The sequence below is a fragment of the Frigoriflavimonas asaccharolytica genome, from assembly GCF_013294015.1.
In the GTDB taxonomy this organism is placed as follows: domain Bacteria; phylum Bacteroidota; class Bacteroidia; order Flavobacteriales; family Weeksellaceae; genus Frigoriflavimonas; species Frigoriflavimonas asaccharolytica.
Genome location: NZ_JABSNO010000006.1, coordinates 104,784 through 123,623, shown reverse-complemented (window position 1 = coordinate 123,623; position 18,840 = coordinate 104,784). Strand labels below are relative to the sequence as shown.

The following is an 18,840-nucleotide window of genomic DNA, read 5'->3' as shown; positions in this document are numbered from 1 at the left end:
TGCTGAAATACCAGGAATTTAAAGCAAAATTTACTTTAAAACTGGCATATTTAATTATTTAAAAAATAAAAACCTCCAAGAATTGATCATTCTTGAAGGTTTAAAATAATTTAATCTGAAAATTCTACATCATTTCCATCTTAAAACTCATGCTTTCTATTACTTTCAAAATCGCTTCTACTGTATCCATTGATGTTAAACAAGGAACGCCATTTTCTACAGAAGTTCTTCGGATTTGGAAACCATCTCTTTCAGACTGTTTTCCTTTTGTCATGGTGTTTACAATGTATTGCACTTTTCCATTTTGAATTAAATCTATCAAATTTATTTCTGGATTTTCTTCAATTTTATAGCCAATTTTTGTGCGAACTCCGTGTTCTTCAAAATAATTGGCAGTTCCTTCTGTTGCCCAAATTTCAAAACCAATTTCTTTAAATCTTCTTGCTAATTCACAAGCTTCTTCTTTGTGTTTATCGGCTACTGTGAAGAGAATTGCGCCATGAAGTGGTACTTTTCTTCCAGATCCTATCAATCCTTTATATAAAGCTTTTTCCAAAGTGGTGTCTTTTCCCATCACTTCTCCAGTAGATTTCATTTCTGGTCCGAGAGAAATATCTACTCTCGTTAATTTAGAAAAAGAGAAAACTGGAACTTTTACAAAAACTCCATCTTTTACAGGTTGTAAACCATTTTTATAGCCTAAATCTTTTAATTTTTGACCTAAAATGGCTTTCGTTGCCAAATTTGCCATCGGAATTTCTGTAATTTTTGATAAAAAAGGAACGGTTCTACTCGATCTCGGATTTACTTCTATCACATACACATTTCCTTCAAACAAAACATATTGAATATTCATTAAACCAATAACATTCAAACCTTTCGCCAATCTTTCGGTGTAATCTACCAAAGTTACAATTTGTTCTTCACTAATATTTTGTGGTGGATAAACAGCGATTGAATCTCCAGAATGAACGCCCGCTCTTTCGATATGCTCCATAATTCCTGGAATTACAACGGTTTCGCCATCGCAAATGGCATCTACTTCTACTTCCTTTCCAGTCAAATATCGGTCGATTAAAATTGGATGTTCAGAATTTTCTTTCACCGCATTCGTCATGTAATGAGCGAGTTCCGTTTCATCATACACAATTTCCATCGCTCTTCCGCCTAAAACATAACTCGGACGAACCAAAACTGGAAAACCGATTTCGTTCGCTATTACCAGAGCTTCTTCTTTAGTGAAACAGGTTTTTCCTAAAGGTTGTGGAATTCCCATTTCTTGAAGTGCAGCTTCAAATTTATTTCTATTTTCAGCTCGATCTAAATCTTCCAATGAAGTTCCCAAAATTTGAACGCCATGAGCAGCTAATTTATCGGCTAAATTGATGGCGGTTTGTCCACCAAATTGTACAACAACGCCTTTTGGTTTTTCCAGTTCGATGATGTTCATCACATCTTCTTCCGTAATTGGCTCAAAATATAATTTATCGGATATTGAAAAATCTGTGGAAACCGTTTCAGGATTATTATTAATGATAATGGCTTCGTAACCCAATTCTTTTATCGCCCAAACTGAATGAACAGTGGCGTAATCGAATTCTACACCTTGTCCAATTCTGATAGGACCAGAACCTAAAACTATAATTTTCTCCTTGTTTGAAGGCACACTTTCATTTTCTTCTTCGTAAGTTCCGTAAAAATATGGCGTTTCACTTTCAAATTCTGCAGCGCAAGTATCTACCATTTTATAAACTGGCATTACTCCATTTTCTTTTCTAAAATTGAAAACTTCATGCTGCGAAATTCCCCAAGAATGAGAAATACTCATATCTGAAAAACCTAGTTTTTTGGCTTCTATGAGTGTTTCTAACCTTGTCAAGGTTTTGAACCTTGACAAGGTTAATTCCTCCTGCGTAGGTTTTCCATCAGCGATTACTTTTTCAAAATCGATGAGTTTTTTAATTTTCCAGATGAAGAATTTATCAATTTTGCTCCATTCAACAATTTTTTCCCAATCGTAACCTCTTCGCAAAGCATCACCAATAATGAATAAACGCTCATCATCACAAACTTTTATTCTTCTTTCAATTTCTTCATCTGTTAAAGCTGCGGCATCTTTGGTTTTTAAACCGATATGTCTTAAACCAGTTTCCAAAGAACGGATGGCTTTTTGCAAAGATTCCTCAAAATTTCTACCAATTGCCATCACTTCTCCTGTTGCTTTCATTTGGGTTGAAAGTCTTCTGTCTGCAGTTTCAAATTTATCAAAAGGAAAACGTGGAAATTTGGTTACGACATAATCTAAAGCTGGTTCAAAACACGCATAAGAAGTTCCTGTTACAGGATTCATGATTTCATCTAATGTTAAACCTACAGCAATTTTTGCGGCAATTTTCGCAATTGGATATCCTGTTGCTTTACTTGCTAAAGCCGATGAACGCGAAACTCTTGGGTTCACTTCGATGATATAATAATCAAAAGAATACGGATCCAAAGCCAATTGAACATTGCAACCACCTTCAATTCCTAAAGCTCTAATAATTTTTAATGAAGAGTTTCTCAGCATTTGATATTCTCTGTCAGAAAGAGTTTGCGAAGGCGCAACAACGATAGAATCTCCGGTGTGAACTCCTACCGCATCAATATTTTCCATATTACAAACCACAATGGCGTTGTCGTTTTTGTCGCGCATTACTTCGTACTCAATTTCTTTGAAACCAGCGATGGATTTTTCTATCAAACATTGGCGAACTGGCGAGTATTTCAATCCGAATTCTGTAATTTCTTTCAGTTGTTGTGCGTTATCTGCAATTCCACCACCAGTTCCACCCATGGTAAAAGCGGGACGAACAATTACGGGATAACCAATAGTTTCTGCAAATTCTAAAGCACTTTGTGCATTGTCAACTATGTCAGAATCTGGAACTGGTTCATTTAAATCTCGCATTAATTCGCGAAATAAGTCTCTATCTTCAGCTTGATTGATGGCGGAAAGTTTGGTTCCTAAAACCTCAACTTTACATTCCTCTAAAATTCCTGAATTTTGCAATTCTACCGCCATATTCAGTCCGGTTTGTCCGCCAAGTGTTGGCAAAAGAGCATCTGGACGTTCTTTGCGGATAATTCTGGAAACAAATTCCAGAGAAATTGGCTCGATGTAAACTTTATCGGCAATTTCTACATCCGTCATTATTGTTGCCGGATTAGAATTAATGAGTATCACACTGTAACCTTCTTCTCTCAAAGATAAGCAAGCTTGAGTTCCTGCGTAATCGAATTCTGCAGCTTGTCCGATGATGATTGGACCGGAACCGATTACTAATATTGTTTTTATGTCTGTACGTTTTGCCATCTTTAATTAGATAATTTTTTAGATTTAAATTCTTCCATCAACACAATAAATTCATCGAATAGGTAATTCGCATCTTCTGGACCTGGACTTGCTTCTGGATGATATTGTACGGAAAAACATGGGTGAATTTTGTGTTTCAAACCTTCATTTGTTTTGTCGTTTAAAGCAATATGTGTTTCTACTAAATCAGTGTTTTTTAAACTTTCTTGATCGACTGCATAACCGTGATTTTGCGAAGTAATCGCAACCTTTTGAGTTTTTAAATCTAGCACTGGATGATTTCCACCGCGATGTCCGAATTTTAATTTGAAGGTTTTTGCACCACAAGCTAAACCTATTAATTGATGCCCCAAACAAATTCCGAAAATTGGAACTTTTCCGAGTAAACCATTTATCATTTCAGATGCTCCCGCTACATCTTCTGGATCTCCTGGTCCGTTAGAAAGCATTATTCCATCAGGATTTATTAATAAAATTTCTTCTGCAGTTGTATCTTGAGAAACTACAATTACATCGCAATTTCTTTGGGTAAGTTCTCGTAAAATCCCCAATTTAGAACCGTAATCTACCAAAACCACCTTCAAACCTCGTCCTGGACTTGCATATGCGGTTTTTGTAGAAACTTGCTCCACTTGATTAATAGGGAAACTGGTATTTTTTAATGTTTCAATTACCAAATTTTCATCAGCATTTTCATTCACAATTTTCCCTTTTACAACGCCAGAATTACGAAGAATTCTTGTTAATCTTCGGGTATCAATTCCAGAAATTCCGGATAAATTTCTTTTTTTAAAAAACTCATCTAAAGACAATTGGCTTCTGAAATTGGAAGGGAAATCGCAAACTTCTTTAACGATTAAACCTTTTATTGCTGGTTCTATGCTTTCATAATCATCACGATTAATTCCGTAATTTCCGATAAGAGGATACGTCATGCACACAATTTGTCCGCAATAAGATGGATCAGAAATAAGTTCTTGATAGCCCGTCATTCCGGTATTGAAAACCACTTCTCCTTCAATCTCTTGATTAGCACCAAAACCTTTTCCGTGGAAAATTTCGCCAGATTCTAATATTAATTTTTTCTTCATTTTTACTTTTTATTCTTTAGAGTTATGAACAGAGCTTTAAAATATATATTTTAATTTCAATACCATGGTATTTATTCTTGATTCATTAAAACTCTTACTTACACTTATATCCTTTAATTTCTAACGCGCTTTTTAAAATGGCCATTCTTGCATAGACACCATTTTCCATTTGCTTAAATATTCTCGATCTTTCGCATTCTACAAGGTCTGAATCTATTTCTACACCTCTATTTATTGGTGCGGGATGCATTATTATTGAATTTTCTTTCATCATTTTTTCTCTTTCCTTTGTTAAACCAAAATTTTGAAGATATTGCGTCATATCCAAATCAGAATTTCCCTCGTGTCTTTCATGCTGAATTCTTAATAGATAAACGACGTCCATTTCTGCAATTAAATCGTCCATTGCAATATACTGTGCCTTGTTTTTTTCTTCCATCCAAATTTCTGGACCAGAAAAATAAACTTTGCTGCCCATTTTTTCTAAAGCAGATTGTAGAGAATGTGCTACTCTACTGTGCTGAATATCACCAATAATTGCTATTGTTAAATTTTCAAAGTTTCCAAACTCTTGTTGAATTGTCATTAAATCTAGCAAAGTTTGCGTGGGATGATTTCCCGTTCCATCTCCTCCATTGATGACTGGAATTTTTATATTTTCTAATTCTTTATAAAATTGATTTTTTGGATGCCGAATTACCACTGCATCTAAACCTATACTTTCCAAAGTTTTTACGGTATCATATAAAGTCTCGCCTTTACTTACAGAACTTTTAGAAACATCAAACGGAATTATTTTCATTCCTAGTCTGTGTTCAGCCATTTCAAAACTGCATTTTGTGCGGGTGCTGTTTTCAAAAAACAAATTGGCAACAAAAATATCTTTTAGAAAATTGCTGGTTTTTCCTTCTTTAAATTCATTAGCGACTTTTAAAAGTTCTAATAGTTCGGCTTTGGTATAATCTTCTGTTGTAAGCATTTCTAAATTTTAAACAAAAAAAAACGAAACTAAAAAAGTCTCGTTTATTTAAAAATATATTTGTGAACGGCAAAACCGCTTTCTCTAAAATCTGGCAATGGAAATTGTATTTTCATTGGCAGCAAAAGTAGGAAAAAATTCTGGTATTTGAAAATATTTATTAAAAATTTTGCAGAATGTGGATGTCTTCTTTGGTACCAAAAAATCAGTGAAACACAGAAATTAACCAGCAAATAGTACAATTTTGCTAATTTATTATATATTTGCTAAAAAGATATAGTTATGCCAAACTCTTGCCCAAAATGTACAGAAAAAAACGTTGTTAAAAGTGGAATTATCAACCAAAGACAACGGTTTTTATGCAAAGATTGCAACTACTATTTCACGGTGAAGAAACTGGGAAAGCAAATTGATGATTACGTAGTAACCAAAGTACTGCAACTGTACTTGGAAGGTTTGAGCTATCGTGAAATTGAAAGAATAATAGGTGTTTCTCACAACACGGTAAGCTCTTGGATCAAAAAATATAATATTACTAGACCACCGCATTCAGATTTTCATCCCGTTTACAAAGTTTTCAAGCAAAATGAACTAATTGAATATATGTCTAAAGAAGAAAATTTGAAAGGCTCTGGTTTAGTCATAACAGAATTTGGAGACAAATACATGATGATTAAATGGGAAAGGTTTAAAAAAAGTTAAGTATTTCTTTAGAACTCATTGTGTATATCTAAATTACATAAATATATATTAAATTTCTTTTATTGAATTAATAGTTTGAAATTCGTTTCATCAAAAAAACAAACTAAAAATTATTAATCTATGAAGAAAACTACATTTTTATTAGGAATCGTTTCTTCTCTTTGGTTTTCTAATCTGCTTATTGCACAGGAAGCAACAAATGCAGATTTACTAAAAAGAATAGAAGCATTAGAAGCTGAAAAGGCAAAAGTTAAAGATTGGGATGCAAGCATTTACGGTTGGGTAAGAACAGAATATAATTTTGATAGCAGACAATCTGCATACGCAAGAGAATATAATCTTAATCTCTATCCGCTTGATGAAAAATTAGATGCTAATGGAAAAGACATCAATGAAGCTGGAGCAAGCAATTTTTTAGCAATTACTACTAGAGTTGGTACCAAGTTTAGAGGTCCTGATGTTTGGGGTGCGAAAGCTTCCGCAAATATCGAAGCAGATTTTTTTGGCAACACAGAGCTTAATAAAACTTCTGGCGGCAGTGGAAGCACCGGTTTATTAAGATTAAGACATGCAACGGCAACTTTGGCTTGGCCAAAAACGGCAGTAACATTTGGACAAACATGGTATCCAGCTTTTGTACCAGAAGTTTATCCTGGTGTAGCCAATTTTAATACTGGAATTTTATTTAATCCATTTGGTTGGGCAGGACAAGTGAAAGTGGTGCAAAAATTAACACCAGAACTTAGTTTAAGTGTTGTTGCCTATAAAGACAGAGAATTTCAAACAGCAACTGCAACTGGAGCTTCTGCAAATAGTGCAACTTTCAATTCTTCTATGCCTACTTTCCATGGGCAATTACAATTTAAAAATAAAACGATAACTACTGGAGTTGGTGCAGAATACCAATCTTTAAAACCTGTGATAGAATCTGCGGGTTTGGTTTCAAATGAAACGGTAAATTCTACCATGCTTATGGGCTATTTTAAATATGCCAATGAAAAAATAATAGCAAAAGCGTATGGAATTACAGGTGGAAATCTTGCTCATATGGTTATGATTGGCGGTTTTGCAGGATATACAGAAGCAAACGGACAAGAATCTTATCAACCTACTAAAACCTCAGCATTTTGGGTAGATATCGCTAGTGCCAATACGAAAATTGCACCTGGAGTTTTCTTTGGATACACTAAAAATGATGGCGTAGATTCTGGGTACAAAAATTTATACGTTCGTGGAATCTCTGGAACACGCATTTTAGATAACATCTGGCGCGCATCTGCTAGAGTAGATTTTAAGCAAAACAAATTCGCAATCAGCCCAGAAATAGAATACACTGCTGCAAAATGGGGAGATATTAACTCAGAAGGAAAAGCCGAAAACAATCTAAAAGATGTAGGGAATTTCCGTGGATTGGTGAGAGTAATGTACTCTTTTTAATAACAAAAAAACTTTTAACAAAATAAATATGGATAATACAGTACAAAAAAAATCCTCAATTTTTAGCGTAATAACGGCTTCCTCTGTAGGAACGATGATTGAGTGGTATGACTTTTACATTTTTGGGAGTTTAGCAACCATCATTTCTATGAAATTCTTTCCACCTGGAAATGAGACCGCAGCTTTCCTTTCTACCTTAGCAACTTTTGCTGCAGGATTTGTGGTAAGACCTTTTGGAGCGCTATTTTTTGGAAGATTAGGCGATTTGATTGGTAGAAAATTCACCTTTATGCTCACCTTAATTTTAATGGGTGGTGCCACTTTTTTAATTGGTTGTATTCCCGCTTATGAAACCATCGGCTTTATGGCGCCAGTTTTAATTTTAACTTTAAGATTACTGCAAGGTCTCGCATTAGGCGGCGAATATGGTGGAGCTGCAACGTATGTTGCGGAACATTCGCCAACTGGAAAAAGAGGTTTTATGACGTCTTGGATTCAAACCACAGCTACAGTTGGGCTTTTTATCTCATTAATCGTCATCATGCTCACAAAATCTTCTATGAGTGCAGAAGCATTTTCAGATTGGGGATGGCGCGTTCCGTTTTGGGTTTCTATCATCATGATTATTATTTCTTTTGTAATTAGAAGAAAAATGTCTGAATCGCCAGTTTTTGCAAAGGCTAAAGAAGAAGGTAAAACTTCTAAAAATCCTTTGAAAGAATCCTTTGGCAATAAATTCAATTTTAAATTTGTTTTACTTGCATTATTTGGAGCTGTAATGGGACAAGGTGTAGTTTGGTATACTGGACAATTTTACGCAATGAGTTTCCTAGAAAAAGTAATGGGATTGTCTGAACAAGTAGGTTCTATAATGCTTTGGGGAATTGCCTTTGCTACACCGTTTTTCTTATTCTTCGGTTGGTTGAGTGATAAAATTGGTAGAAAATGGATCATGATGGCAGGTATTTTAGTTGCAATTGTTTCTTATAGACCCATTTATTCGGCGATGTATGAAGTAACTAATGTGAAAAATAAAACGGAAGTTGCAGATAAAACGGTTAAAACCGCAGAATTGAAAGTGGTTTCAGAAAGTATTACTGATAGCGTTTATGTTACATCAAAAGTATTTACCGATGGCACAACTTGGAAAGAAACGAAATCATTTGTTTTAGATGCCAATAAAATGCCGGTTGTAAACGATCTAGGTGAGAAGAAAATGGATGTGAAAATAGATGCCACTGTAAATAATGATGGAAAATGGACATTAATCTTTTGGATCTTTATTCAAATATTTTTTGTAACCATGGTTTATGGTCCAATTGCCGCATTTTTGGTAGAGATGTTTCCTGTGCAAATTCGGTATACATCCATGTCTTTGCCTTATCACATTGGAAATGGAATTTTCGGTGGATTATTGCCCGCTATTGCAACCGCATTAGTTCTCAATGCTAAAACTGCAAACAAAATAGCTGAAGCTGCAGGATTAGGTCTTGCCTTTGATAAACCTTATCTAGAAGGACTTTGGTATCCAATTATTATTGGTGCAGTCAGCTTACTTATCGGTGTAATTTATTTAAAAAATGGACACAACACCACTCACGATTAATTATTAAATTTAAATATTATGGATACTATAAAGAAAATTTTAGGAATAGTTTGGATTTTGATGGCACTTTTTGCAGGTTATTATCTGCTTCAAGAACAGTCTATCCCTAAATTTAAAACAGGCAAAACGGAGGATTTAATTCCCGCAATTATTTATACCTTTATCCTTTTACCAATTATTGTTGGTGGATTGGGTATCTTCGGATGGTATTCTTTGAAAGGAGAATATGCCGAAGAAAACATGTAAAATTTGATTTTTCAATGATATATTAAATTTCAGGGGCTTCAAAATCCCTGAAATTTTTTCAATTAAATTAATCTCTTCTTTATTAATGAAAAAGCGACATCAGCAAAAATTAGTTATTTTAAGTATTGCATTATTTATTTTATTTAATGCACCCATCTTATTGCTTTTCAACAGTTCTCAAAAAGCTTTTGGTTTCCCTTTAATTTATGCTTATTTATTTATAGTATGGGGAAGTTCTAGCCTAATGTCATTTATTATTTTCAAAAAATTTGATGAATAGTTATTTACTCTTTTCTCTGGTTATTCTTTATCTCGGACTGCTTTTCTTTATTGCCTATTATGCAGAGAAGAAAAATAGTGGTTTCTGGCTGAATAATCCCTACGTATATTCGCTCTCTTTAGCAGTATATTGCTCTGCTTGGACGTATTATGGAAGCATCGGAGTGGCTGCAAATCAGGGTTTAGAATATATGACCATCTATATTGGTCCCATCATCATTATTCCATCTTGGATCTACATCAATTCAAAAATTATCCGCATTTCTAGAGTTCATAAAATAAGCAGTATTGCAGATTTTATTTCTTTAAGATATGGAAATAGTCGGTCTTTAAGCGCAATCATTGCACTGGTTTGCATCTTTGCAATTATCCCGTATATCGGTTTGCAGATCAAAGCTATTTCAGAAACTTTTCATTTAATTACAAATACCAGCAATGTAAACAATGTCTTATACGATTCTGCAACTTATGTAGTATTAATCATCGCTCTATTTTCCTCATATTACGGCACAAAATACGTAGATGCTTCTGAAAAAAGATTAGGAATAATTTCTGCTGTTGCTGTAGAAAGTTTCTTAAAATTAATTTTCTTCATTATCCTCGGAATTTTTGTGGTATATGGCGTTTTCAATGGGTTTGAAGATTTATACAAACAAGCAGAAAAACTACCAGATTTTGCGGCAAAAAATACCATTAATGGTTTAGAAGGTGGCTTCAATTGGTTTCTACTTTCCATGCTTTCTATGTCTGCTATTTTTCTATTGCCACGTCAGTTTCACACAACAATTATAGAAAACAGAAAAGAAAAACATCTAAAAACTGCAATTTGGTTATTTCCCCTATATCTTTTAATATTCAATTTTTTTGTATTTCCAATAGCGTGGGGAGGAAAAATATTATTTTTAAATGAAAACGTAAACGCAGAATTATATTCCATACTTATTCCCCTGAAATTCGGAAATAAATTGATTGCGATGATGGTATTTTTTGGAGGATTAAGTGCTAGTATTTCTATGATTATTATCTCTAGTATTTCGCTGTCTATTATGCTTTCCAACAATATTATTATTCCCTATGGTTGGTTAGAAAAATTTAAAATAAATACAGAAACCAACAATACCAAAAATATTGTAAACATTAGAAAAATAGCTATTTTTTCGCTCATCATTATCAGTTTTATTTTTTATAAATATATGATTTTGGGCAAAAGTTTATACAGTATTGGCTTGGTTTCGTTTGTTCTTATTTCACAATTAGCACCTTCATTTTTTGGCGCAATTTTCTGGCGTCGCGGCAATTATTACGGTGCAATTTCAGGAATTATAGTTGGTGTCATTATTTGTTATTTTGGATTGATATCACCAAGTTTTTCCGAAAATTTTGATGAGAGTTTATTGTTTAATAATACTTTTTTCAACTTCTTTCATATTCCATATTTGTCTATCATTTCTCAGATTTTTTTCTGGAGTATTTTGGTAAATGCACTTCTATTTACATTAATTTCTGCCACCACTGTTTCCAATTATAGAGAAAGAAATTATGCGGAAATTTATGTAGACATCAATGATTATATCCAAAACCATGAAAACGCCTACATCTGGAAAGGACGAGCTTACATCTCAGATATTCAAAAGATTTTGGTTCGTTTTCTTGGACAAAAAAAGACCGAACAAGCATTGAAAATTTTTAATTTAAAATATAAAATTAATACTGAAAACAACACTGCAGATTCCCGATTTATAAAATTTTCAGAAAATCTTTTGAGTGGAAGAATCGGTACTGCTTCTGCAAAAATTTTGATTGAAAGCGTAACCAAAGAAGACAAAATTTCTTTACCCGAAGTATTGAAAATTTTGGAAGAATCTAAAGAAAACATATCCATCAACAAACAATTGAGCGAGAAATCTGATCAATTGTTAAAATTATCGGGTGATTTACAAAATGCAAACATAAATTTAATTGAAAAAGACCAGCAAAAGGACGAATTTTTAGATAGTGTAGCGCACGAACTTCGTACACCAATTACCGCCATTCGCGCTACTGGCGAAATTCTTTTGGATGATGAAGATATGCCGGCAGAAATAAAGAAAGAATTTTTGGAAAACATCATTTCAGAATCTGATCGTTTGAATGAAATCATCAATGATATTTTGTACTTAGATAAATTGGAAACGGGTGCAATGCAACTTCATATTAAAGAAAATAATATTGTAGAAACCTTTCAAAAAGCTTTAAAACCATTACTTCATCTATTCGACAAAAGAAGTCTTCACCATTCTGAAGTCCAACTTTTAAATAATGAAATTTTCAAATTTGATGAACAAAGAATGATACAAGTTTTTCAAAATATTCTCGGCAATGCCTTAAAATTCACCAATGAAAATGGAATGGTTCAGACAAAATTTATGGTAGTAAATGAAGAATTGAAAATTTCTATTTTTAATACAGGAAAAACCATTCCTGACGAAGATATAGATTATATTTTTGATAAATTCTATCAATCTAAAAATCAAAACCTCAGAAAACCAATCGGCAGTGGTTTAGGTTTAGCCATTTGCAAAAAAATAATGATTGCCCAAAAAGGAAATATCAAAGTAAAAAACAATGAAACAGGAGTAACATTTGATATGTATTTACCCATTAAAAATAACGAATCTGTAGAAATTGCAGAGGACAAAAATATAGATGAGATATGAAAAAAATACTAATTGCAGACGACGAACACAAAATCATCATGACTTTAGAATATGCTTTTAAAAAAGCCGGTTATGAAGTTTTTATCGCAAGAGACGGTTCCGAAGTTTTGGAATTGCTAAAGACAGAAATTCCAGATATAATTTTGCTAGATATTATGATGCCGAATATTGATGGATACACCACACTTTCTGAAATTAAAAAGAATGAAAATTTATCGAAAACAAAAGTCATTTTTCTTTCTGCAAAAACTGGTGAAGCAAACATAAAAAAGGGTTTAGATCTGGGTGCAGACGATTATATTACAAAACCTTACTCAATTAAAAAATTAACAGAACGAGTTGAAGAACTTTTAAAATAAAACATCATGAAAGCAAAGGAAATGTTTACGGAAAGTATCGCTCAAAAAGAAAATTTTTGGGCAGAACAGGCAGAGCAAATTGAATGGTTCAAAAAACCAACGCAAATATTAACCAATGATGGCGTAAATTACCCCACTTGGTTTGCAGATGGCGAACTCAACACCTGTTTTCTCGCGGTAGACAAACATGTAAAAGACGGATTTGGAGATCAAATCGCAATTATTTATGATTCACCAGTTACCAATAGAATTTTTAAATATACTTACAATCAAGTTTTAGAACACGTTTCAAAATTTGCCGGTGGTTTAAAAAAATTGGGTTTAGAAACTGGAGATACCGCCATAATTTATATGCCTATGATTCCAGAATCGGTTTTTGCAATGTTGGCTTGTGCAAGATTAGGCGTTACGCATTCTGTGGTATTTGGAGGTTTTGCACCACAAGAATTAGCAATTAGAATAGATGATTGTCAACCAAAAGCAATCATCACCGCAAGTTCTGGTATGGAAGTTTCGCGTAGAATTCCGTATTTACCTTTCGTGAAAGAAGCCATTACAATGTCGGAACATCAACCCAATCACATTATTGCATTTGATAGAAAACTGCTCGGAAATCGTGTTGATTTTAAAAGTGATCCCACTTTGGTAGATTTCGAAAAACTAATGACAGAATCTGAACCAACGGATTGTGTTTCTGTAAAATCTACACATCCACTGTATATATTATACACTTCTGGAACCACAGGAAAACCGAAAGGTGTTGTTCGTGATAATGGTGGACATGCTGTTGCAATGAAATTTTCTATGCAAAATATTTACGGTGCAAAAGAAGGCGAAACATTTTGGGCAGCTTCCGATATTGGTTGGGCAGTTGGACATAGTTACTCGGTTTACGGACCTTTAATTAATAGAAATACAACGATAATTTTTGAAGGAAAACCTATTGGTACACCAGATGCGGGAACTTTTTGGCGAGTAATAGAAGAGCATAAAGTTTCTGTAATGTTTACGGCACCAACAGCGATTAGAGCCATTAAAAAAGAAGATCCCGATGGAAATTTTGTAAAGAAATACGATTTATCATCTTTAAGAACTCAGTTTTTGGCAGGTGAAAGATGCGATGTTGCAACGCTGGATTGGTATGATGAATTTGTGGGCGTTCCTGCAATAGATCATTGGTGGCAAACGGAATCTGGCTCGCCAATGTTAGGATTGATGCCTGGAATTGAGGATGTTAAAATAAAAAGAGCATCCGCAGGAAAACCAATTCCAGGATATGATATTAAAATTTTCAGCGAAGAAGGTTATGAATTAGAATCTCATCATGAAGGATATTTGGTGATCAAACTTCCATTGGCACCAGGAGCGATGATGGGAATTTGGGGCGATCCAGAACGTTTTAAATTTGGATATTTATCTAGATTTCCAGGATATTACTTTTCTGGAGATGGCGCAATAAAAGATGAAGATGGCTACGTTTTCGTAACGGGAAGAGTTGATGACGTGATTAATGTTGCGGGACACCGGCTTTCTACCTCAGAAATGGAAGAGGTAGTTTCTGGCCACAAAGAAGTGGCTGAATGTTGTGTAGTTGGGATTGATGACGATTTGAAAGGTCAAGTTCCTTTTGCAATTGCGGTGCTAAAATCTGGTTCTAAGATTGATGAAAAAGTTTTGGAAAAAGAGATCGTACTTTTAATTCGAGAAAAAATTGGTGCGGTTGCAAGTATGAAAAACGCAATGGTAGTGAATCGATTACCAAAAACACGTTCTGGAAAAATCCTAAGAAAACTCATCCGAACAATGCTTGATGGAAAAGACTATCAAATGCCATCAACAATTGATGATGAAAGTATTGTAGAAGAATTGCAGGTGAAAATGGATGAGTATAAATTGTAATTGGTCGATTTTATGAAAATTGAGAATAGAAATAGATAAAAACAGATATTGCTTCAACAGTTCGGAATTTCCAAAAAGTTCAAATATAATAAGCCTAACAAAAAATAATAGAAGTAAAACTGAAACAATAATCTCTAAAAAATTATGAACAAAGACCAAACTATTTCAGTCGATTTTATAAAGCAGATAAAACAGCAAATTTTATCGAGCAGATATGTTGTGGCTAAAATTGCAAATGCAGAATCTTTGAAATTGTACTATTCTATTGGAAAATCTGTTGAAGAACAAGCTCAAATAGAAAATTGGGGTGCAAAAGTTTTAGAAATGGTTTCAGCAAGATTGCAGCAAGAACTACCTGGTTTAAGAGGTTTTTCGGCTTCTAATCTAAAAAAAATGAGGCAATTTTATAAGCGTTGGAATACCTCTATTGTAATTGGATCGTTACCGACGAACCGATTGGAAAATAAAACAGAAATAATTGAAAATGAGGTAAATAGAATCGGTTCGTTACTAACGAACCAAATGAAAGATGAAGAAAATATAAACGCCTTTTATTCAATTTCATTCACCCATCATTTTGAAATTATATCTGCTATTAAAAATGAAGAATATTGCTGGTATTACATTAAAAATACAGCAGGCAATTTTTGGACGGTTGCTCATCTGAGAAACGAATTGAAAAATAAAAGCCATTTGCAAAATCACAAATTGCCCAATAATTTTGAAAAGTCAATGCCTAATAATTTATCAAAAAGAGCAATAAATACTTTTAAAGACCAATATTTATTGGATTTTGTAAATGTGGAAGATGCAGATGACGATATAGACGAGCGAATTTTAGAACAAAAAATTATCCTGAATATTAAAAAATTTTTGATGGCTTTAGGAAACGACTTTACTTTTATGGGAAATCAATACCGATTGAAAGTATCTGATGATGAGTACTTTGTAGATTTGCTATTTTTTCATCGAGGATTACAATCACTGGTTGCTTTTGAACTAAAAAAAGGAAAATTTAAACCTGAATATATTGGCAAGATGAATTTTTATCTTTCTGCACTAGATGATTTGGTAAAGCAGCCACACGAAAATCCGTCAATCGGTATTATTCTTTGCAAAGAAAAAGACGATAGAAAAGTAGAATATAGTTTTAGAGATTTTAGCAAACCAATGGGAGTTTCTACTTATAAAACTTCTGAAAAATTACCGCCAGAATTGCAAAAAGCATTACCAGATGCAAAAACTCTTAAAAAATTGTTAGATTAAAAATTTAATTATGAAAATAGAAAGTGTACTTATTAAAAACGAAAATATTCAAAAGAAAACGAGTCGTAACTAGCCCTGATTGAAGTGGAAATCCTGACATTGCGTGCGAGAAAATTCAACGGATAACTTCCGTTCTCGCAATGGCAGATTGAAACGGAAAGCAGGTTCCCGGCTCTAAAATAAAATATTAACAACGAAAAAAATACTATGAAAAATTACGAGATTCACGACCTTCCAGATTACTTCAAACAGTACAAAAAATCCATCAAAAACCCGAAAAAATTCTGGGACCAAATTGCCGATGAAAATTTTGTATGGTACCAAAGATGGAACAAAGTGGTAGAATATGACATGCAAGAAGCCAAAATAAAATGGTTTAAAAATGCAAAACTAAACATTACCAAAAATTGTATAGATAGACATTTAAGCCAACGCGGCGAGAAAACGGCCATTATCTTTGAACCCAACGACCCGAAAGAGGAAGCCCAACATATTTCTTACAGCGAATTGCATTCTCGTGTTTGTAAAACTGCAAACGTACTGCGAGATCTTGGCGTAGAAAAAGGCGATAGAGTCTGTATTTATCTGCCAATGATACCAGAATTGGCTATTACAATGTTGGCTTGTGCAAGATTGGGCGCAGTTCACTCTGTAATTTTCGCAGGATTTTCTGCTAATGCAGTTCAATCCCGTGTAAATGATTGCGAAGCTAAATTGATCATCTGCTCGGATGGAAGTTTTCGGGGTACGAAGGCAATTAATCTAAAAGTAATTATAGATGATGCTGTGGAAAAATGCCCAACTGTAGAAAAAGTTTTGGTAGTAAAAAGAACTGGCGGCGAGGTAAAAATGAAAGAAGGCCGAGATATTTGGTTAGAACCTCTTTACGAAAAAGCACCTGCAGATTTTATTTCCGTGGTGATGGATGCAGAAGATCCCTTGTTCATTTTATACACTTCCGGTTCTACAGGAAAACCGAAAGGAATGCTGCATACAACGGCAGGTTACATGGTTTATACGGCTTATACTTTTAAAAATGTTTTTAATTATAAAGAAAACGACATCTATTGGTGTACCGCAGATATTGGTTGGATTACCGGTCATTCCTATATTTTGTATGGTCCACTTGCAAATGGTGCAACAACGGTTATTTTTGAAGGTGTTCCCACTTATCCAGAGCCAGATCGTTTTTGGGAAGTGGTAGAAAAACATAAAATTACGCAATTTTATACGGCACCAACTGCTATTCGTTCATTGGCGAAAGAATCTTATGAATGGGTAGAAAAACACGATTTATCTAGTTTAAGAGTCATAGGATCTGTTGGAGAACCTATTAATGATGAAGCATGGCATTGGTACAACGATCATGTTGGGAAGAAAAAATGCCCAATTGTAGATACTTGGTGGCAAACCGAAACTGGAGGAATTATGATTTCGCCATTGCCATTTGTAACGCCTACAAAACCAACTTATGCCACATTACCATTACCCGGAATTCAACCCGTTTTGATGGATGATAAAAGAAATGAAATTACTGGAAATCAGGTAGATGGTAATTTATGCATCCGTTTTCCTTGGCCAGGAATTGCACGTACCATTTGGGGCGATCATCAAAGATACAAAGAAACCTATTTCACAGCATTTCCAGGGAAATATTTCACGGGTGATGGTGCTTTGAGAGACGAAGTTGGCTATTACAGAATTACAGGAAGAGTGGATGATGTCATTATCGTTTCTGGACATAATTTGGGAACTGCACCGATTGAAGACAGTGTAAATCTACATCCAGCTGTTGCAGAATCCGCAATTGTTGGCTATCCGCATGATGTGAAAGGGAGTGCTTTATATGGTTATGTAATTTTAAAAGACAGTGGCGAAGATCGTGATCGGGATAATTTAAGAAAAGAAATCAACAACGTAATTTCTGAAACCGTAGGACCAATTGCGAAATTGGATAAAATACAGTTTGTTTCTGCCTTACCAAAAACCCGATCTGGAAAGATTATGAGAAGAATTTTGCGAAAAATTGCAGAAGGCGATTTCTCTAATTTCGGGGACACTTCTACTTTGTTAAATCCTGAAATAGTAGAGGAAATTAAGAATGAAAAGATTTAAAATATTACTTTAAAAATATATTCAAACCTTCAACGTCTTTTTATTATTTAATTTGTTTTTTGTAATTTTACTCAATTAATAATTTGATAATGAAAACAGGTGAAAAAGTAAAAGTATCCCCCGAACTAACAGGTTTAGGAGAATGGATTGAAGGTTTGATTATTAAAATTAGAAACAATCCATTTTTAGGAATTGAAATTGCCATTAAGGATAGTGTCGGAAGAATATTTTTTGGAGAAGAAAAGTATTTTAAAACCTTAAACTAATGTACGCAATCAGTTTTGACATGATGGTTTCTGACCTTAAAAAATACTATGGAGAACCTTACAATAATGCATATTATGAAATAAGTAATATTTTGGAAGGTTTTAATTTCTTTAGAACTCAAGGAAGTGTTTATTTAAGTGATCTTAACGATTTGGCAAATTTAGTAGATGCAATAGATGCACTCACAGACAAAGAATGGTTTGCTAATTCTGTAAGAGATTTAAGGGCTTTTAAAACCGAAGATTGGAGTAATTTCACAGCGAGAGCAAAAAGAAAAGCAACTAATTTATAGGTGTTTTTAAGGCTAATGATTCCTGAAATAAAGGAAATATAAGATTTAAGAATTTCAAAATACATATTGAAACCTTGCAGAAATGTGAGGTTTTTTTTTAAATAAATGGAATTTCACCATTAAAATTTGGTTAAGAAATTAAGGTCATTAAGATTTCACACGGAAATTAAAAACTAATGTGCGCTTATATTCTGTTTAATAGTCTAAAATTTAACTTATGTGTTAGAAATAAAATGAAACTGAATTCTCTTAAT

14 protein-coding genes are annotated in these 18,840 nt (G+C 33.7%); 11 read left to right on the top strand and 3 right to left on the bottom strand.

Annotated features, from left to right (window positions below):
• Positions 1-124 precede the first annotated feature (124 nt).
• The 3 genes from carB to HNQ03_RS05655 form a co-directional block, all read right to left on the bottom strand.
• Positions 125-3,352, bottom strand: coding sequence for a carbamoyl-phosphate synthase large subunit (gene carB, locus HNQ03_RS05665; protein ID WP_173778701.1), 3,228 nt, complete (start codon positions 3,350-3,352; stop codon positions 125-127).
• A gap of 2 nt (positions 3,353-3,354) precedes the next feature.
• Entirely contained in the window at positions 3,355-4,443 is a 1,089-nt protein-coding gene (locus tag HNQ03_RS05660; protein ID WP_173778700.1) for a carbamoyl phosphate synthase small subunit, read from the bottom strand.
• A gap of 94 nt (positions 4,444-4,537) precedes the next feature.
• Positions 4,538-5,422, bottom strand: a complete 885-nt coding sequence (locus HNQ03_RS05655) for an aspartate carbamoyltransferase catalytic subunit (RefSeq protein ID WP_173778699.1) — start codon at positions 5,420-5,422, stop codon at positions 4,538-4,540.
• 282 nt (positions 5,423-5,704) lie between these two features.
• Between HNQ03_RS05655 and HNQ03_RS05650 the strand changes: the two genes are divergently transcribed.
• The 11 genes from HNQ03_RS05650 (at position 5,705) to HNQ03_RS05600 (ending at position 18,586) form a co-directional block, all read left to right on the top strand.
• Complete coding sequence (locus HNQ03_RS05650; RefSeq protein ID WP_173778698.1) at positions 5,705-6,124, top strand: IS1/IS1595 family N-terminal zinc-binding domain-containing protein; 420 nt, start codon at positions 5,705-5,707, stop codon at positions 6,122-6,124.
• 120 nt (positions 6,125-6,244) lie between these two features.
• A complete protein-coding gene (locus HNQ03_RS05645) occupies positions 6,245-7,561 on the top strand; it encodes a hypothetical protein (protein ID WP_173778697.1) in 1,317 nt (438 codons plus the stop codon).
• A 28-nt stretch (positions 7,562-7,589) separates the two neighbouring features.
• Positions 7,590-9,167 carry an MFS transporter gene (locus HNQ03_RS05640; protein ID WP_173778696.1) on the top strand — a complete coding sequence of 526 codons (1,578 nt, stop codon included), beginning with the start codon at positions 7,590-7,592 and terminating at the stop codon, positions 9,165-9,167.
• An 18-nt stretch (positions 9,168-9,185) separates the two neighbouring features.
• A complete protein-coding gene (locus tag HNQ03_RS05635) occupies positions 9,186-9,413 on the top strand; it encodes a DUF6814 family protein (RefSeq protein ID WP_173778695.1) in 228 nt (75 codons plus the stop codon).
• 272 nt (positions 9,414-9,685) lie between these two features.
• Positions 9,686-12,388, top strand: coding sequence for an ATP-binding protein (locus HNQ03_RS05630; protein ID WP_173778694.1), 2,703 nt, complete (start codon positions 9,686-9,688; stop codon positions 12,386-12,388).
• Positions 12,385-12,747, top strand: coding sequence for a response regulator transcription factor (locus HNQ03_RS05625; RefSeq protein WP_173778693.1), 363 nt, complete (start codon positions 12,385-12,387; stop codon positions 12,745-12,747). Before HNQ03_RS05630 ends, HNQ03_RS05625 begins: the two co-directional genes overlap by 4 nt.
• A gap of 6 nt (positions 12,748-12,753) precedes the next feature.
• A complete protein-coding gene (locus tag HNQ03_RS05620; RefSeq protein WP_173778692.1) occupies positions 12,754-14,646 on the top strand; it encodes an AMP-binding protein in 1,893 nt (630 codons plus the stop codon).
• A gap of 144 nt (positions 14,647-14,790) precedes the next feature.
• Positions 14,791-15,912: a PDDEXK nuclease domain-containing protein gene (locus HNQ03_RS05615; RefSeq protein ID WP_173778691.1), complete on the top strand. Its 1,122-nt coding sequence runs from the start codon at positions 14,791-14,793 to the stop codon at positions 15,910-15,912.
• Positions 15,913-16,119: 207 nt separating this feature from the next.
• Complete coding sequence (gene acs, locus HNQ03_RS05610) at positions 16,120-18,027, top strand: acetate--CoA ligase (RefSeq protein ID WP_173778690.1); 1,908 nt, start codon at positions 16,120-16,122, stop codon at positions 18,025-18,027.
• Positions 18,028-18,116: 89 nt separating this feature from the next.
• Positions 18,117-18,293: a hypothetical protein gene (locus HNQ03_RS05605; protein WP_173778689.1), complete on the top strand. Its 177-nt coding sequence runs from the start codon at positions 18,117-18,119 to the stop codon at positions 18,291-18,293.
• Positions 18,293-18,586: a virulence protein gene (locus HNQ03_RS05600; protein WP_173778688.1), complete on the top strand. Its 294-nt coding sequence runs from the start codon at positions 18,293-18,295 to the stop codon at positions 18,584-18,586. Before HNQ03_RS05605 ends, HNQ03_RS05600 begins: the two co-directional genes overlap by 1 nt.
• The last annotated feature ends 254 nt before the right edge of the window (positions 18,587-18,840 follow it).

Bases quoted from the DNA above. Each gene is read 5' to 3' on its own strand.
- carB (WP_173778701.1), bottom strand. From the start codon at position 3,352: ATGGCAAAACGTACAGACATAAAAACAATATTAGTAATCGGTTCCGGT.
- HNQ03_RS05660 (WP_173778700.1), bottom strand. From the start codon at position 4,443: ATGAAGAAAAAATTAATATTAGAATCTGGCGAAATTTTCCACGGAAAA.
- HNQ03_RS05655 (WP_173778699.1), bottom strand. From the start codon at position 5,422: ATGCTTACAACAGAAGATTATACCAAAGCCGAACTATTAGAACTTTTA.
- HNQ03_RS05650 (WP_173778698.1), top strand. From the start codon at position 5,705: ATGCCAAACTCTTGCCCAAAATGTACAGAAAAAAACGTTGTTAAAAGT.
- HNQ03_RS05645 (WP_173778697.1), top strand. From the start codon at position 6,245: ATGAAGAAAACTACATTTTTATTAGGAATCGTTTCTTCTCTTTGGTTT.
- HNQ03_RS05640 (WP_173778696.1), top strand. From the start codon at position 7,590: ATGGATAATACAGTACAAAAAAAATCCTCAATTTTTAGCGTAATAACG.
- HNQ03_RS05635 (WP_173778695.1), top strand. From the start codon at position 9,186: ATGGATACTATAAAGAAAATTTTAGGAATAGTTTGGATTTTGATGGCA.
- HNQ03_RS05630 (WP_173778694.1), top strand. From the start codon at position 9,686: ATGAATAGTTATTTACTCTTTTCTCTGGTTATTCTTTATCTCGGACTG.
- HNQ03_RS05625 (WP_173778693.1), top strand. From the start codon at position 12,385: ATGAAAAAAATACTAATTGCAGACGACGAACACAAAATCATCATGACT.
- HNQ03_RS05620 (WP_173778692.1), top strand. From the start codon at position 12,754: ATGAAAGCAAAGGAAATGTTTACGGAAAGTATCGCTCAAAAAGAAAAT.
- HNQ03_RS05615 (WP_173778691.1), top strand. From the start codon at position 14,791: ATGAACAAAGACCAAACTATTTCAGTCGATTTTATAAAGCAGATAAAA.
- acs (WP_173778690.1), top strand. From the start codon at position 16,120: ATGAAAAATTACGAGATTCACGACCTTCCAGATTACTTCAAACAGTAC.
- HNQ03_RS05605 (WP_173778689.1), top strand. From the start codon at position 18,117: ATGAAAACAGGTGAAAAAGTAAAAGTATCCCCCGAACTAACAGGTTTA.
- HNQ03_RS05600 (WP_173778688.1), top strand. From the start codon at position 18,293: ATGTACGCAATCAGTTTTGACATGATGGTTTCTGACCTTAAAAAATAC.